General features: G+C 65.3%; 10 protein-coding genes and 1 pseudogene. 5 read left to right on the forward strand and 6 right to left on the reverse strand.

Annotated features, from left to right (window positions below):
* Window positions 1–10: 10 nt before the first annotated feature.
* The gene (locus tag KVF90_RS14055; protein ID WP_264392196.1) at window positions 11–3,415 is read right to left on the reverse strand and encodes a TonB-dependent receptor plug domain-containing protein; all 3,405 of its coding nucleotides are present in this window, start codon (window positions 3,413–3,415) and stop codon (window positions 11–13) included.
* A gap of 143 nt (window positions 3,416–3,558) precedes the next feature.
* Here KVF90_RS14055 and KVF90_RS14060 point away from each other — a divergent pair, with 143 nt between their 5' ends.
* From KVF90_RS14060 to KVF90_RS14080, 5 genes are all read left to right on the forward strand, one after another.
* A complete protein-coding gene (locus tag KVF90_RS14060; RefSeq protein WP_264392197.1) occupies window positions 3,559–5,121 on the forward strand; it encodes a tryptophan halogenase family protein in 1,563 nt (520 codons plus the stop codon).
* 89 nt (window positions 5,122–5,210) lie between these two features.
* Window positions 5,211–6,005 (forward strand): NTP transferase domain-containing protein, encoded by a 795-nt coding sequence (locus KVF90_RS14065; RefSeq protein ID WP_264392198.1) that lies wholly within the window; start codon window positions 5,211–5,213, stop codon window positions 6,003–6,005.
* A 6-nt stretch (window positions 6,006–6,011) separates the two neighbouring features.
* Complete coding sequence (locus KVF90_RS14070; protein WP_264392199.1) at window positions 6,012–6,680, forward strand: HAD family hydrolase; 669 nt, start codon at window positions 6,012–6,014, stop codon at window positions 6,678–6,680.
* Window positions 6,677–7,849: a CDP-glycerol glycerophosphotransferase family protein gene (locus KVF90_RS14075; protein ID WP_264392200.1), complete on the forward strand. Its 1,173-nt coding sequence runs from the start codon at window positions 6,677–6,679 to the stop codon at window positions 7,847–7,849. The genes KVF90_RS14070 and KVF90_RS14075 overlap by 4 nt, the downstream gene beginning before the upstream one ends.
* The gene (locus KVF90_RS14080; RefSeq protein ID WP_264392201.1) at window positions 7,842–8,621 is read left to right on the forward strand and encodes an FkbM family methyltransferase; all 780 of its coding nucleotides are present in this window, start codon (window positions 7,842–7,844) and stop codon (window positions 8,619–8,621) included. The genes KVF90_RS14075 and KVF90_RS14080 overlap by 8 nt, the downstream gene beginning before the upstream one ends.
* On the opposite strand, the gene KVF90_RS14085 is transcribed toward KVF90_RS14080, so the two are convergent.
* From KVF90_RS14085 to KVF90_RS14105, 5 genes and pseudogenes are all read right to left on the reverse strand, one after another.
* Window positions 8,594–9,562 (reverse strand): NAD(P)/FAD-dependent oxidoreductase, encoded by a 969-nt coding sequence (locus tag KVF90_RS14085; RefSeq protein WP_264392202.1) that lies wholly within the window; start codon window positions 9,560–9,562, stop codon window positions 8,594–8,596. The two genes, KVF90_RS14080 and KVF90_RS14085, sit on opposite strands and share 28 nt — an antisense overlap.
* 31 nt (window positions 9,563–9,593) lie before the next feature.
* Complete coding sequence (gene egtD / locus KVF90_RS14090; protein WP_264392203.1) at window positions 9,594–10,580, reverse strand: L-histidine N(alpha)-methyltransferase; 987 nt, start codon at window positions 10,578–10,580, stop codon at window positions 9,594–9,596.
* Between the two features lies 1 nt (window position 10,581).
* Complete coding sequence (gene egtB / locus KVF90_RS14095) at window positions 10,582–11,853, reverse strand: ergothioneine biosynthesis protein EgtB (RefSeq protein ID WP_264392204.1); 1,272 nt, start codon at window positions 11,851–11,853, stop codon at window positions 10,582–10,584.
* A gap of 149 nt (window positions 11,854–12,002) precedes the next feature.
* Entirely contained in the window at window positions 12,003–13,385 is a 1,383-nt protein-coding gene (locus KVF90_RS14100) for a class II 3-deoxy-7-phosphoheptulonate synthase (protein ID WP_264392205.1), read from the reverse strand.
* A 138-nt stretch (window positions 13,386–13,523) separates the two neighbouring features.
* Window positions 13,524–16,542: pseudogene (locus tag KVF90_RS14105) on the reverse strand (M16 family metallopeptidase).
* Window positions 16,543–16,631 lie beyond the last annotated feature (89 nt).

The raw sequence follows: 16,631 nt of genomic DNA on the forward strand, positions 1-16,631 counted from the left end.
GTCGTTCCCGTCAGAAGTCGAAGCGGGCGAGGAAGGTATAACGCCGGTCGTTGCGGAACGCCGAACGGGTCACGCGATTGCCGTCGAAATCGACGACCTGACTGGTGCGGGTGATTTCGTCGAGCAGGTTGACGCCCTGCACACCCAGCTTCACCCCGTCCATCACCGTGACGAAGATCGAGGCATCAAGCTGCCCGGAATCTTCCTGCCAGATCGGCGAGAACGGGAAGATGTCGTCGCGCGGGGTGATCAGGAACTCCGAACGCCAGTTGTAGGCCGCACGCATCGACAGCCAGTCCTTCTCGTAGAAGACCGTGGCGTTGAACGAATGCTTGGAAATCCCCGCCAGCGGCTGACCGGCGACAAAGGCCCCAGCGTTCAGGCGGTTGGCACCGGTGGTGACCGATGGCGCCCCCACACCCGTCAACCGGGGGTTGGAGAAATCACTGCCGTCGACATAGGTGTAGGTGAGTTGCGTCCCCAGCCCGCTCAGGAAGCCGGGCAGGAAGTCGTAGGTCTGCTGATAGGCCAGTTCAAAGCCCTTCAGGATCCCGTCCTGCGAGTTGACCGGACCGTCGATCACAATCTCCAGCGGCACGCTGGCTTCGTAATCGACGAGGCTGAAGCCGTTGTCGATGAACCCGGACACGTCCTTGACGAAGCCCGACAGAGTGACGGAGCCGACCGTGTCGAAATACCATTCGACCGACATGTCATAGTTCCAGACCGACACCGGCAGCAGGTTGCGGTTGCCCGTTTGCAGGGCGAACAGCGGACCGGTGGCGAGCGCCTGCGCCCCTGCAATCTGCAGTGCGTTGGTATTGTCGCCGATCCCGCCACCAGCGCGGAACAGCTGGAGATCGGGGCGCGAGATGTTTTTGGATGCCGCGACACGGAACAGCAGCCCGCCGCCTACGTCGAGCTTGGCATTGAAGCTGGGCAGCCAATGTTCGAACGTGATGTCACGGTTATCGATGACTTCTTCGCCGGTGTGCGCTGCTGCAAACTCCGCCTGTCGCGCAGGCGAAAGGCTGCAGAAGCCGCGCAGGACGCCCGGGGTCGGCGGGGCAGCACAGGCCCCCGCGATTTCCGAAACCTGGACGATCCCGTCGCCGTTGGCGAAGCCGTTTCGCGGGTCATCGAAGCGGCGCGGGTCGGGCAGACCGATCCGGCCCTGAGTCTGGACCTCGGTCTCGACGTAACGCAGGCCGATATTGCCGTCCACGTTCCAGCCGTTGCCGAAGTCATGCCCGAAATCGACGCGGGCATAGGCGGCCTTGGTCACTTCGGTGACGACCGAGACTTCACCGGGGCAATAGACGCCTTCGATGTCGCACGGCACGGGTGCGCCCGTGATCGCATCGGCCCGCACGCGGCCGTTGACGCCGTAGTTGAAGCGTTCGGGAGAGAGACCAAAATTCTGGATCTGCTCGAACTGGCGGTCAGTCTCGCCCGCCAGATATTCACCGAGGAAATCATCCCCGCCAAAATAGAACGCGCCGCCATTCTGGATGGGCGCAGTCCCGCCACGCTGGAAGTTATCGCCAAACGGGGTGCGATACTGCGCGAAGTTCGGGAAATCATCCACGAACGCGCCGCCAGCGATAGCGAATTCCTGCCCCGGAAGGCCGGTGTAATAACGGCCGGGCACGAAGCCGTTGGTGTTCTGGGCGGGGAAGCGGCGGCCCGGATCGAAATCGGGGTAGACCAGAACTCCCGGTGCAGTGGGGCTACAGCCACTGCCTTCACCCCAAGGGGCGCAGCCAGCGCGGCCAGCCCACACAGCCGACAGGTTGCCCCACGTGCTGAAATTGGTGTTGCGCGTGGTGCGATCGCGCTCGGCCCAGCGCGCACCGAACCGCGCGGCCCGGAAGAAGCCCGTGTCGCTGATGTCGTATTCGGCATCGAAGCGCAGGCTCTGCAATTCGCCTTCGTTCTTTTCACGGCTGTCGAGGCCGAACCAGTAATAGCTGTCGCGGCCGGCCGTGAAGTAATCGGCAGGCGCGCCCGGGGGTGCCAGGAAGTTCACCTGCGGAACGCGCCCGGTCAGGTCGAGGTCGACATTGGCGAAGGTGCTGAGCGCCCCGAACACCGAATCCCGCGACAGGTCCGACGAGATGTTCTGCGCTTCGAGATTGACCCGGAAGCGATCGGTGATGTTCCACTTGACGTCGAACGAGAAGTCCTGCGTCGTCGTCTTGGTGTCACGAACGAAACGCAGCGAATCCAGCGGGATACCGCCGCGACCGAACGGCGTGGCATAGGCATCACCCGGACGCTGGGTCAGAATGCCCTTCTGGAAAAACCCGTTCTCGTCGAACTGCAACGTGCTGCCAGCCGCCGCGACAGGGAACAGACCTTCATCATCCACGCGCGAGATCAGCGCGAATTCTTCGGACTGGAAGCCCGCCTCGGCACGCAGCCATTCAAAGGTGGCGATGAAGTTGCCGGTGGGATCTTCGTACTGGACAACCGCCGACCATGCTTCGCGGTCGCGATCGAGATCGGTGGTGCGCACCCCGGCGCCCTTGGGCACCAGCACCGCACCATCGGGAGGGAAGTTTCCGGCCGTGAAGTTGGGATTGCCCACAAAGCCGCCCGAACCCACGGATTGCGCGCGGATGCACGGCCCGTTGAGACTGGCAGGGCGGTAGCAAGGGTCTGCCACCTGCGAGGCATCCGTGCGGCTCAGCAGTTCAGACTTGGCATAAGAAAGCTGGAAGCCGAGCGAACCGGCATTGTTTTCGTAGGTGGTCGAACCCAGCACCGAAAAGCCCGGCGACCATTCCTGCCGCAGGTCGCCATAGTTTGCCTCAAGCGTGCCGGCGATATGCGTGCCGCGCTTGTCGAGCGGCTTGCGGGTGACGAGATTGACCGTGCCCGAAGGTCCGCCTTCGATCATGTCGGCGGTGACGTTCTTGAACACCTCGACCCGGCCGAGAAGTTCGGGCGAGACATCGTTGAAGCTGAGTTCGCGGCCACCGGTGGCGGAGAAGATGTCACGGCCGTTCAGTTCCGACCGCGCAAAGGGCAGGCCGCGGATGATCACGCCGGTGCCTTCGACCGAGAAACGGTCAGGGTCCGTGGTCTTTTCGAAGCGGCCGATGGTGATGCCGGGGATGCGCTGGAGCGTTTCGGCAACCGAACGATCCGGCAGCGCGCCGATGTCTTCGGCGGTGACGGCATCGACGAAGGTGTCGGAATCGCGCTTGATATTCTGCGCGGATTCCAGCGAGGCGCGGAAGCCGGTGACGATGATCGTCTCCCCCGAATCCTCGGCAACCTCATCGGTAGCGTCCTGATCGTCAGCCGCGGCGTCCTGCGCCAGAGCGGGGCTGGTGGCGGCGATGGCCAGCGCGGAGGCCGTGCCGAGTGCGAACAGACGCCGACGCGGCGCGAGCGGTGCGATCTTCATGATGTCAGTCTCTCCCCATGCCGCGCGACAGTCTTGTGCCTGACGCTACGGGCTGCAATCGGGTTCTAGCGCATCTTGAGAGCGTTCTCAAGACTTGTAATCTCCGGTTCATATTGCATTCTGGCAACAGGTAAGGATGCGGCATGCCCCGCGCGCGAATGGCCCGCAGAGGCCCGACTGGGATCGAGGAAAACGTGACAATAGAGCGGATTATCATTGTCGGCGGAGGGACCGCGGGCTGGATGGCGGCGGCGGCACTTTCGCGCATCAAGGCCGGCCGGGCTGTGGAAATCACGCTGATCGAATCCGAAAGCATCGGCACAGTCGGTGTCGGTGAGGCAACGATTCCACCCTTTGTCGGGTTCAACCAGCTGCTCGGCATCGACGAGCGCGAAATGCTCGCCGAGGTCGGCGGCACCTTCAAACTCGGTATCCAGTTCGAAAACTGGGGCAATCTGGGTGACAGCTACATCCACCCCTTCGGCGCCTATGGCTACACGATGAGCGGGATCAGCTTCCACCATGTGTGGCACCGCATGGCGCAAGGCGGGGACAAGCGCCCGATCCAGGTCTTCAACCTTGAGACCATGGCCGCCTATTTCGGCAAGTTCGCCCGCACCGAAGATTACCAGCGCGACGATCTGCCGCCGGTCAATTACGCCTATCACCTCGACGCGGGACGCTATGCCGCCTTCCTTCGCCGCTTTGCCGAAACGCGCGGGGTGGTACGACAGGAAGGCAAGATCGCCGATGTCGCGCTGGACGCGGAGAGCGGCTTCGTCACCGGCGTGACGCTGGATGATGGCCGCCAGTTCGCGGGCGATCTGTTCATCGATTGCTCGGGCTTCCGGGGCTTGCTGATCGAACAGGCACTGAAGACCGGCTATGACGACTGGAGCCAGTATCTTCCCTGCAACCGCGCGGTCGCCCTGCCCTGCCTGCGCGAGGATGGCAGCCCGCCGCCGCCCTTCACCCGCGCGACCGCCCATGCCGCAGGCTGGCAATGGCAGGTGCCGCTGCAACACCGCAACGGCAACGGCCATGTCTATTGCAGCAGCTATATGGAAGATCAGGCGGCGCTCGACATCCTGCTCGGCAATATCGCAGGCAAGCCGCAGGCCGAACCCAACTGGCTGCGCTTCACCACCGGGCGGCGCAAGAAGTTCTGGAACAAGAATGTCGTCGCGTTGGGTCTCGCAGCGGGCTTCATGGAGCCGCTGGAGTCGACCTCGATCCACCTTATCAACACCGGGATCGACAAGCTGATCTCGCTGCTCTCGCTCGACGGGGTCACGCAGGTGCACGAGGATACCTTCAACCGCCTGACGGGCCGCGAATATGCCCGCATCCGCGATTTCCTGATCCTCCACTACAACGCCACCCAGCGCACCGACACCGACTTCTGGAACTATGTGCGGACGATGGAGGTGCCTGACACGCTCAAGGAAAAGGTCGAGATCTTCAAGGCCAACGGCCAGATCTTCCGCGAGGAGGACGAGCTGTTCACCGAGACCAGCTGGGCGGCGGTGATGATGGGTCAGGGGATCAGCATGGGCGGCCACAATGCCATGGCCGACGCGATCGACCCGGCCAAGCTGAGCACCGAAGTGAACGAGATGGAGCAATCGATCCGCTATCTCGTCCAGCATATGCCGGGGCATGGTGACTACCTGAAGCAGTATTGTCCCGCGCCCATGGCGGCATGACCAAAGCGGGCGATTCTTGACAAAGGTGGGCGGCGTCTGAAAGGGGAAGCGTCGCCCCGCCCCCACTGTACGCCCGAGGTTCTCCCCCCATGACCCATGTTCCGCCCGGCTGGACCGCGCTGGTGCTGGCCGGACAGCGTCCGGGAGTGGACAAGCTCGCCGCGAGCTTCGGGATTGAGTCCAAGGCGCTGATCCCGGTCGCGGGCGAATTGATGCTGGGCCGGGTGCTGATGGCGCTCGCCGATACGCCGGAAATCGGGAAAATCGTGGTGCTGGCACAGAACGCGCCCGAATTGCTGAGGCATCCGGATCTCGCCTGGGCGGCCGCCGAACCGCGCATCACCGCCCGCGTTTCGGGCCGCACCATCAGCGGTTCGGTGCGCGATGCCGTGCGCGATCCCGCCATCGGCCTGCCGGTGCTGGTGACGACCGCCGACAATGTCATGCTCACCCCCGCCACCATCCGGGAATTCATCGCCGGGGCAGGCACAAGCGACGTCAGCGTCGCGATGGTCGAACGCGCCCGGCTCGAAGCGGCCGTCGGCCCCAACCGCCGGACGTGGCTGACCTTCAAGGGCGGGGCCTATACCGGCGCGAACCTGTTTGCCCTCAACGCACCGGCTGCCAAAAATGCGCTCCGATTCTGGGAGCGGGTCGAACAGGACCGCAAATCGGTGCTGCGGCTCGCCTCGCATTTCGGTCCCGTGCTGATGGCGCGTCTCTTGCTGCGGCGCATGACGGTGCACGAGGCCCTGGCGGCTGCGGGCGCAAAGCTGGGAGCCAGCGCGGCGCCGGTGCTGCTTTCGGACGGACGCATGGGGGTAGACGTCGACAAGCCGGAGGATCACGCGCTGGCTGAACGCCTGCTGGCAGCGAGGGGATAGGCAAAGGTGCAGCGCATCGCCCTCTATGATCTCGACCGCACGGTGACCCGCGCGCCGACCTTCACCCCGTTCCTTGTCCACATGGCGGCGACCGGCAATCCGCTGCGTCTGCTGGGCGTGCCGCTGTGGGTGCTGGCGATGGCGGGCTACAAGGCGAAGCTTTACGGGAGAAAGCCGCTCAAGCAGTTCGGCCTGCGCCTGCTGGTCGGAAAAGTGGTGCGGAGCTCCGCGCTGCAACCGCGTATCGACCGCTTTGTCGCGCGGCAGATTGAACGCAATATCCAGCCCGGTGCACGTGCGCAGATCGCCGCCGACCGTGCGGCAGGCGTGCGCCTCGTCCTCGTCACCGCTGCGCCCGAAATCTATGCCGAGGCGCTGGCAGTGGCGCTTGGCTTCGAAGCCTGCATCGCCACGCGGCACCAGCGCACGGGCGACGGCAGCCTGCTGGCGCTGATCGATGGCGAGAACAACTACGGCAGCCAAAAGGTCGCGCGGGTCGAGGCCTGGCTGGCTGAACAGGGTCTCGCCCGCCAGGACGTCCACCTCGCCGCCTATACCGACCATGCCAGCGACGCCCCGATCCTCAACCTCGCCGACGCGGGCGTGCTGGTGGGACGCTATGCCGAACCGCAAGGCGGGTGGGCGCAGGTTGACTGGAGCGCAGCCGCCGCATGAGCCGCATCTGCTTCCTCTTCAACCATGACCAGACGCACCAGCTGGCGCATTCGCTCCCCATCGCGATGGCGCTGGCGGCGCGCGCCGAGCACAGGATCGTGCTCGCTTACACCAAGCCCGCGATCAGGGCCGAGATCGAGCGGCAGGCCGATCCGGCGCTGCTCGCCAAGGTCGAACTGGTGCACCTCACCCTCAAGCGGAGTGGATCGCAGGCGCTGGCGAACCTGCTGGAGCGGCTTGTCCCGGCGAACAAACTGCTGATCTACCGCGACAACCTCGATTTCTTTGCCAGCTTCGATGCTGTGGTGGTCTCGGAAAAGACCTCGCTGCTGCTCAAGACCCTCTACGGGCTCGAAAACGTCAAGCTGGTGCACACCCGCCACGGCGCAGGCGACCGGGCGATCGGGTTCAACAAGGAAAGCGCCGGGTTTGATCTGGTGCTGGTGGCCGGGCCCAAGATCCGCGACCGGCTGATTGCCGAAGCGGGCCTGACCACGGAGCAGATCGCACTGGTCGGCTATCCCAAGTTCGATCTGTGCGCCGGCAACCGCTTTGTCGATGCCTTCCCCGCCCCGGACCGCCCGACGGTGCTCTACAACCCTCACCCCTCGCCCGCGCTATCAAGCTGGTTCAAGCACGGCGCGGCGGTGCTGGAAGCGTTTCGCAATCAGGATCGCTACAACCTGATCTTCGCGCCCCATGTGATGCTGTTCGAACGCAAGTGGGTGGTGACGGTCGATCCGCCCAGTCTCGCGCGGGTTGTCCCGCCCAGCCCCAAGCTGCGCGCAGAGCCGCGCATTCACGTCGACACCGGCAGCGCGGCGAGCAGCGACATGAGCTATACCAACCGCGCGGATATCTACATCGGCGATGTCAGCAGCCAGGTGTACGAATTCATGCACACGCCCCGCCCCTGCCTGTTCCTCAACGCGCATGGCGTGGACTGGCAGGGCGATCCCAACTACCTCCACTGGCGCGCCGGGCCGGTGCTGGAGAGCGCGGACGGGTTGCTTGATGCAATAGATGCTGCGGTCGCCTCGCATCCCGAATATGCCGCCACGCAGCAAGCGCTGATCGATGCGACCTTCTCACTCAGCGAGCGCGCTTCTGCTGAACGGGCCGCCGATGCAATTGGCGCGTTTCTCGAAAGAAAGGCCCCCCTTGGCTAGTCTCAGCGATTTCTGGCGGTACGGCGTGGTCAAGACCGCGCGCAAGCTGAAGGCCGCTGCGCTTTCGCCAGTGATGGCCGCGCGGGGCGATGCTGCGGTGCGTTCGGCATACGGCGTGCTGATGGTGCCGAACTGGCAGGACACCACCTTCCGCTATTGCATCTTTGGCACCTATGGCCGCGATCTGGCGGACCTGCTGCTGGGCCAGCGCAATGATTTCGTGTTCGTCGATATCGGCTCCAACCAAGGGCTCTACGCCCTAATCGCGGCGCAGAACCCCAAGTGCCGCCAGATCATCGCCTTCGAACCCGTGCCCGCCACCCATGCGCGGCTCGCGGCCAATGTGGCGCTGAATGGCGGGGCGGAGCGCACGGTGCTGCACCAGCTCGCCATATCTGACAGCGTGGGCGAAGTAGAGATCAGCGTTGCCGCCGATCACACCGGCACCGCGACGCTCGCCGGGCGCGAGGCGGGCAAGCCTTCGGGCGGCGGCGTGGTGATCCAGACGATCGATGCGCCGCTGGTTGATCCCCTGCTGGCGGGCGAGCTGCCGATGTTCGTCAAGATCGACGTCGAGGGGCTGGAAGCGGTGGTGATCGCCGAACTCGCCAAGACCGGGGCTTTCGCGCGGGTCGAGGCGATCTTCTACGAAGTCGATGACCGCTGGGCGAGCGCCGGCGAGATAGAGGTGCTGTTGCGCGCCTCAGGCTTCACCCGCTTCACCAAATACGGGCGCGGCCACCACTACGACGTGCTGGCAAGCCGCTCCTGAACAACCGCATCGGCGAGCGCGCGGCCCGAGAGCCACGCGCCTTCGACACGCGGGCTGTGGAGCCAGTCGCCTGCAATCCCGATCCCGTTCGCAGCGTCAAACCGCGCGCCCTCGCCTTTCAGCGCTTGCGGCAGGGCGTAGAGCCAGCGGTGCGCATCTATGTGCTGCGGCGTGACCGGGGCGATCCCTGTAGCGGCAAAGAAATCGGCGAGCAGGATCTGCGCGACCTCTTCCTTGGACAGGTCGATCAATGCGCGGCTGCGCTGCGGGCTCGCGTGGATCACCCAGGTTTCCACCCCGCTTCGCCCCGGCTTTGCCGAGTTCCGCGCGGCCCAGCTGACCGGGCCGGTGTCCGATCGGTAACAGTCGGCGGCGATGGGCAGCGGCGCATCAAAGCCCGCCATCACGGCCCAGCACGGCGCCGAGGTCACGCTGGCGGCGAGCGCGGCGAGATCGGGTGCGGCGTCGGCCAGTAGGACCGCCGCCTGTTCTGCGGGGACTGCCACAAGCACAGTCGCGGCAGCGAAGCTCTGCCCATCCGTCTCGACCTGCCAGCGGTCGCCCTCACGCAAGAGGCGTTCAGCCCGCACGCCCCAGCGCACAACGAGCTTGGACGCCATCGCCTTGACGCAGGCGTTCATGCCGGGCGTCGCCACCCAGGCGTCATCACCCGCAGCTGGCCAGCGCGCAGCAACGCCGCCCGCCTCCCAGCCAGCGACGGTTTCGCGGAAGGCAGGATCGCGGGCGGTGAAATATTGCGCGCCGTGATCGAAGCTCACTTTTTCGCCTGAGATTTCGACACGCCTCGCCGCCATCCGTCCGCCGGGACCGCGCCCCTTGTCGAGCACGATGATGCTCTGCCCGGTCGCCGCGAGGGCGGTTGCGGCAGAAAGTCCCGCCATGCCGCCGCCGATGATGAGAATATCAGAATGTCCGTCCATCACGCGCCAACGCTTGGGCAGCGGGGAGGTTTCAGGGCGCCGAACGCGGGGGCCGCGATTCCGCCAGCACCAGAGAGAATTGCCGCGCTTCGTCCGTCCAGCGCGCGCGTGGTTCCCACCCGCCCGCGGCCAGAAGCATCTGGCTGGAGCGCTTGGTAAACTTGTGGCTGTTCTCGGTGTGGATGCTCTCGCCCTCCCACATGGTGAAGCGCTGGCCGCTGACGGTGAAGGTGATGTCCTCGCTTGCGACCAGATGCATCTCGATCCGCGCGAAGATGTCGTTCCAGCGCGCTTCGTGCCGCAGCTTGTCGACCGGAATATCGCCCGCAAGCTCCCGATTGATCCGCTCGGCAAGGTTGAGGTTGAACCGCGCTGTCACCCCCGCCGCATCGTCATAGGCAGCGAGCAGCACGTCTTCATCCTTCACCAGATCCATGCCGATCAGCAGCAAAGCGCCCTCGCCCAGCGTTTCGCGCATCGAGCGCAGGAGGTCTGTCGCGGTGCGGGCGATCATGTTGCCGATGGTCGATCCGGGAAAGAAGCCGAGCTTGGGCAGGTCTTCGACTTCGTCCGGCAGTTCGACCCGGCGCATGAAATCAGCCTCGACCGGCCACACCGGCAGCCCCGGAAACTTCGCCGCCAGATCAGCAGACGAGGCGCGCAGGAAATCACCCGCGATGTCGAGCGGGACGTAAGCCGATGGCGCGATGGCCGAGAGCAGCAGCGGAGTCTTGACCGACGAGCCCGAACCGAACTCCACCACCGCGCGGCCTGCGCCGATCAGATCGGCGATTTCCGCCGACCGGGTTTCGAGAATCTCGGTCTCCGCGCGGGTCGGATAATATTCGGGAAGCTGGGTGATATCCTCGAACAATTGCGAGCCCGCATCATCGTAGAACCAGCGTGCAGGGATCGCCTTCTGCGGCTCTGCCAGCCCGGCGAGCACATCGGCGCGGAAAGCGAGGTCTACGCCGCTTGCGTCACGCTTGACCAGTCTCAGACCTGTTTGCGCTGTCATCTCAAAGGTCCTTGGCGAGGCGCAGCCCGGTGAATTGCCAGCGCTGATGGGGGTAGAAGAAATTGCGATAGGAGGGGCGCGAATGGCCGCGCACCGTGACGCAGCTCGCCCCGCGCAGCACCACCTGCCCGCTCATGAACTTGCCATTATACTCGCCCACCGCGCCCCCCGCCGGACGGAAGCCCGGGTAAGGCAGATAGGCTGAACGGGTGAACTGCCAGCAATCGCCGAACAGGCCGGGGGAGCCCATCGGCAGCACCGGCCCGGCGCAGTATAGCTGATTGCCACTTGCGGGGTGATGCGCCGGGTCAGAGGTGGCGGCATCCTGCCCGCGCGCGATTGCCTCCCATTCGAACTCGGTGGGAAGCCGCGCCCCTGCCCATGTGGCATAGGCATCGGCCTCGTAGAACGAGATGTGGGTAACAGGCGCGTTCGGGTCGCGATCCTGCCAGCCTTGATGGGTGAAGTGCTGGCCGTCGCGCCAGTACATGGGCGCAACGATGCCTTCGCGCTGCACCCAGCCCCAGCCGTCCGCCAGCCACAGCCGCGCGTTGGCATAGCCGCCGTCGGCGATAAAGGCGTCCCACTCGCCATTGGTCACCAACCGGTCAGCCAGCGCGAAGGGTTCCAGCAGCACGCGGTGGCGGGGGCCTTCATTGTCGAAGGCGAAAGCGTCCGACTGATGCCCGACCAGAGCAATGCCGCCGGGATGGCTGTGCCAGCCGAGCGGCGCGGCGGGTGTGGCCGGTGCCTGCGGCGCGCCGCTCCACATCGCCGGGCCGAGCGGGTTCTGGAACAGCGCGTGTTTGATGTCGGTCAGCAGCAACTCAATGTGCTGCTCCTCATGCGCGATCCCGAGCGCGATCAGGCCCGCCAATGCCGGATCGCCGAGCAGCGGCTCCATCGCCTCGGTGACGGCAGCGCGCCATTCGAGCACTTCAGCCAGCGTAGGGCGCGAAAGCATTCCGCGCTGCCCGCGTGCGATGCGCGCACCCTCGGTCTCGTAATAGGAATTGAACAGGAACGGCCAGCGCTCGTCATGTAGCCGGTGTCCGCTGGCATGTTCGCGCAGCAGGAAGGTCTCCCAGAACCACGTGGTGTGCGCGAGGTGCCACTTGGCGGGGCTCGCGTCGTCCATCGACTGGATACAGGCATCAGCGTCGCTGAGCGGTGCGACCAGCGCCTCGGTCAGGGCGCGGGTGGCGCGGAACCGGCCGGCCAGCGCTGCCGCCCCGTCGCCCGCTCTCGCATATTCATGTTCGCTGCGATGCATGCGCGTGCTCCCTTGCCGCTTGACGACGGACATTCGGATCATGACCGCCCGCCGTTACACAGGAAAGACGCCTGATAGCCGCGAAGCTACCGGAAAATCATCACACCCGTCAGGTTTTTACGCGCGAACCGCGCGCGCAGCACGCCTCGTCAGGCTGCGTGACTGACGTCAGCCTCGCGCCCGCCTGCCGCCTCGTTGAGCATTTCAGCCACAAGGAAAGCGAGTTCCAGCGACTGTTCGGCGTTGAGGCGCGGGTCGCAATGCGTGTGATAACGGTCGCCAAGACGTTCCTCGGTGATCGCAACCGCCCCGCCGACGCACTCGGTCACATCCTGCCCGGTCATCTCGATATGGATGCCGCCGGGATGCGAGCCTTCCGCGCGGTGGACGGCGAAGAAGCCCTTCACCTCGCGCAGGATGCGGTCGAAGGGGCGGGTCTTGAAGCCGGTGTCCGACTTCACGACGTTGCCGTGCATCGGATCGCAGCTCCACACCACCGGGTGCCCTTCGCGCATGACGGCGCGGACGAGCTTGGGGAGACCGTCCTCAACCTTGTCGTGACCAAAGCGGCTGATCAGCGTGATCCTGCCGGCTTCGCGGGCCGGGTTCAGGTCATCAAGCAGGCGCAGCAACGCGTCCGGCTCAAGGCTCGGCCCGCACTTCATGCCGAGCGGATTGCCGATCCCGCGCGCGAATTCGATGTGGGCGCTACCCGGGAAACGGGTGCGGTCACCGATCCACAGCATGTGCGCGCTGGTGGCGTACCAGTCGCCGGTCAGCGAATCCTGCCGGCTCATCGCCTGTTCGTACGGCAGCAGCAGCGCTTCGTGGCTGGTATAGAAGCTGGTGCCCTTCAATTGCGGCACGGTGCCGGGATCAATCCCGCAGGCCTCCATGAAGTCGAGCGCCTCGCCGATGCGATCCGCCATCTGTGCGAACTTCTCGGTCCAGGGCGTCCGGCCCATGAAATCGAGCGTCCACTGGTGGACTTGCCGCAGATTGGCATAACCGCCGCCTGCAAAGGCGCGCAGCAGGTTGAGCGTGGCCGCCGCCTGCGAATAGGCCTTCACCATGCGGGCCGGGTCATTGCGGCGCGACACCGGATCGAAATCGATCCCGTTGATATTGTCGCCGAGGTAGCTCGGCAGGGTCATGTCGCCGATGGTTTCGGTCGGCGAAGAACGCGGCTTGGCGAATTGTCCCGCCATGCGCCCCACCTTCACCACCGGGCGCTTGCTGGCGAAGGTCATGACGACCGCCATCTGCAGCAGCACGCGGAAGGTGTCGCGGATGTTGTTGGGGTGGAACTCGGCAAAGCTTTCGGCGCAATCGCCGCCTTGCAGCAGGAAGCCGTGACCGTTCGCGACCTGCGCCAGATCGGCCTTGAGCGCGCGTGCCTCACCCGCGAACACCAGCGGGGGATAGGACAAGAGGGTCTTTTCCGCTTCCGCCAGTTCGGCCGCATCTTCGTAATGCGGCAGGTGGCGCGCTTCGTGAGCCTTCCAGCTATCCGGGGTCCAGGTCTCGGGCACAGTCACAACTCTTTCTTCTCAAACGGCGCACAGTGCATGGCGCGGGGGCGCCCGCTACAGGAGGCGGGTTTGAATTGTAAAGCGGCAATGCCGCTTCGGACAACTTTATTTCCCGCCCACTGTCTGCAACTGCACCGATCAGCGCCCGATCATGGCTGGTTGCGCAGCATTCGCACCCGCACCGGCGGGCGGCGCTTCGGCCAGCTTCTGCCCTTCGGGAATGATCGCCAGCCGGAACGGTTCGCTATTGGCAAGGTAGCGGTCGGCCAGGAACTGCATCGCCTGCGGACTGGTCTGCGAGTAATCGGACAGCAGCGTGCGCAGCAGGGCGACCCGCTGCGGATCGGTGGTCGCGCCTTCCAAATTGTAGAGCCAGAACTGGTTGCCGGTCGAAGCCCGCCGGATCAGCTGGCCAAGCGGTTCGGTCACCCGCGCCAGTTCGTCAGCTGTGGGGGGGGTTGGCTGCCAGGTCGATCGCGATCTTCTCCGCCTCGGCGAAGAACACCGGCACGAATTCGGGCTCCAGCTGGGCCAAGGCAGTGATGCGCCCGCCGCTGGCAAGATCGGCCGGCCAGCTCGAGAACACCTGCGGCGAATAGCTCGCGCCGGCCTTCTCGCGCAGCGCCTCCATCAGGCGGTTGTTGAACAGCTGGGTCAGAATTTCGAGCTGACGGCTTTCGCGCAACGAGCCGACACCGCCGCCGCTTTTCCATGCGACCACGGCAGCGGCCTGATTGGCATCGCCGCGGTGGGTGACGACCGAAGGCTTGTCGGTTGCGGGCGCGAACGGCGGGACGCGCGCGGCGACTTCGGGCGAAATCGCTTCACGCGGGGGGAGCGCGCCGAAGGTCTTGCGCAGCTGCTCGACCACGGCGGGTTGATCGAATTCGCCGAACACCAGCACCTCGATCGGACCTTGCTTGAGCAGCGGCTCCCACACGGCGCGGAATTCCTCCGGTGTCGCGGCCTTCAGCGCCGCCGGATCGGGCGTCGCAAAGCGCGGGTCGCCACCGGTCACGAGGTATTCAAGATCGCGGCCCAGCACGCCGCCGGGGCTGGTCGAGAAGGTGTTATAGGCCAATTCCGACCCGGCCTTTGCGCGGTTCACCGGATCCCTGTCCCAGCGCGGCATGCCGAGCTTGGCAGCGAACAGGTAGAGCTGGTCGTTGACGTCCTCAGACCGGGTCTGCGCGGTAAAGGTGAAGACCGCATCATCAATGCTGAAGTCGAAGCCCAGTTTGCGGCCAGTCGCCAGCCGGTCGATCTCGTTCTGGCCGAGTTCGCCGAGGCCGGAGCCAACCAATGCCTGCTCGCCAAGAGCGGCATAGACGGCACTGTCCTTGTCGAAGGCGCGCCAGCCCGCGCCGAAGCGCACCCGTACGGTGACCCGGCCCGGCTCGGCATCATTGGCCCAGACCAGCGCCTTGACCCCGTTGGCGAAGTCGACCTGCTCGATCTCGAGCACGCCGAGCGGGGCCTGCTTTGTGACGGTGCCGGGTTCGCCCACGGGGGGCAGATCGGCGAAGGAAATGGTCTGCGCTGCAAGCCGGGCGGTGCCGTCAACCTTGGCCTCGCTCGCCAGCGCCAGCTTGAGCGCCGCGACATCGGCCTCGCCCGCAGCCGGTGTGACATAGACCGATCGCGTGACGGTGCCTTCAAACAGCCCGCGGGTGCGCGCCAGCACCACATCAGGCGTCAGGCGCGGCTTCATGTTGCGGAACACGTCCAGCACCACCTTGGGCGCGGCGACCGTCTCGCGGATATCGACCGCATTGACGATATTGTTGGCCAGATCGCTGCCCGATTGGACGCTCTCCTGCTCGACCTCGTTGAAGAAGACGACATCGAACTGCGCAACCTCGCGGTCGATTTCTTCCTGTGTCGGCGGCGTGGTCAGCGCATCGGCAATGACGCTGCGCACATCGGCCAGCGCGGCCTGCCAGTCGCCGGTCAGGGGAGCAAAGGTCACGAAGGTCGCGTCAGTCGAGCGCGAGACATCGTCCTGTTGCACCTGCGCATAAAGGAAGCTGCCACCACCGCGCGCGCGGCTTTCCAGCCTGCGGTTGATGATGGCCTGCGCCACGGCATCGGTCAGCAGGCCTTCATTGTAGACGATGGTGTCATCGACCTTCCGCCACGGACGCATGATGGCATAGGTCAGGCTGCGCGGCAGATCGGGTTCGATGCCGACTGCAATTTCGCCAATCGGCGCGGCCGGGGCGACCGCCGGAGTGGCCGCATCGGCAGGCGCGACCGGATCACCGAAGGCGGGCGCAACGCCGGGCTTGCCGGTGCCCTTCCAGTCCCCGAACCATTGTTCGACAAGGCCGGCTAGCACCATCGGATCGGCATCGCCCGCGACCACGATCACGGTGTTTTCAGGCCGGTACCAGCGGTCATAGAACGCCTTCACGGCCTTGCCGTTTGCCGCCTTGAGCGTCGCATCGGTGCCGATCGGGTTGCGCGTGGCGAGGCGCTGTCCGGCGAAGAAGGTCTTGCGGGTGAGATCGGCCATGCGCTCGCCCGCCCCGCCCCGCTCGCGCTTCTCGGCGAGCACGATCGGACGTTCGGCGGAGACGTTGGCGTCATTCAGCACCGGCTCGCGGATCATGCCCGACAGCAGCTTGAAGCTTTCGGACAGTTTGGCCTGATCGATGTTCGGAATGTCGAGCTTGTAAGCGGTGTGGGTGGGCGTGGTCTCGGCATTGGCATCGCTGCCGAATGTCGCCCCAAGCCGCTGCCAAGCGGAAATCGCCTCGGCCTGCCCGAGATATTTGCTCTCGCGGAACAACAGGTGTTCCAGAAGGTGGGCATAGCCCTGTTCGCTATCGGTCTCGTGCAGCGATCCGGCATCGATACGCACCCGGATCGAAACCTGACGCGGCGGCACGCCATTGCGGCGGACGGCATAGCGCAGCCCGTTCTTCATCTGACCGAACAGCCATTTGTCGTCGACCGGAACGTCCGAGCCCTGGTACAGCCACGGCACCGTGCCATCGGCCTGAAGCGCCTTGGGGGCAGGCACCGCCGGTTGCGGCTGCTGGATCTGGATCGGCGCAGGCGGGGGCGCGGCCTGCTGGGCCAGCAGCGGCTGCACCAGCGCAAGAGGGGCAAGCAGAATGGCGAAAGCGCGGGTTGCGCGGGAGAACGACGTCATGTGCGGACTATAGGGCTGCAAAATGTGAAGCGATAGTGAATGCTTCTGCGTCCGCGCCCTTGCCGCTGGCCTCCGCCGCGCCTAAATCA

It is taken from the genome of Porphyrobacter sp. ULC335 (assembly GCF_025917005.1).
Classification (GTDB): domain Bacteria; phylum Pseudomonadota; class Alphaproteobacteria; order Sphingomonadales; family Sphingomonadaceae; genus Erythrobacter.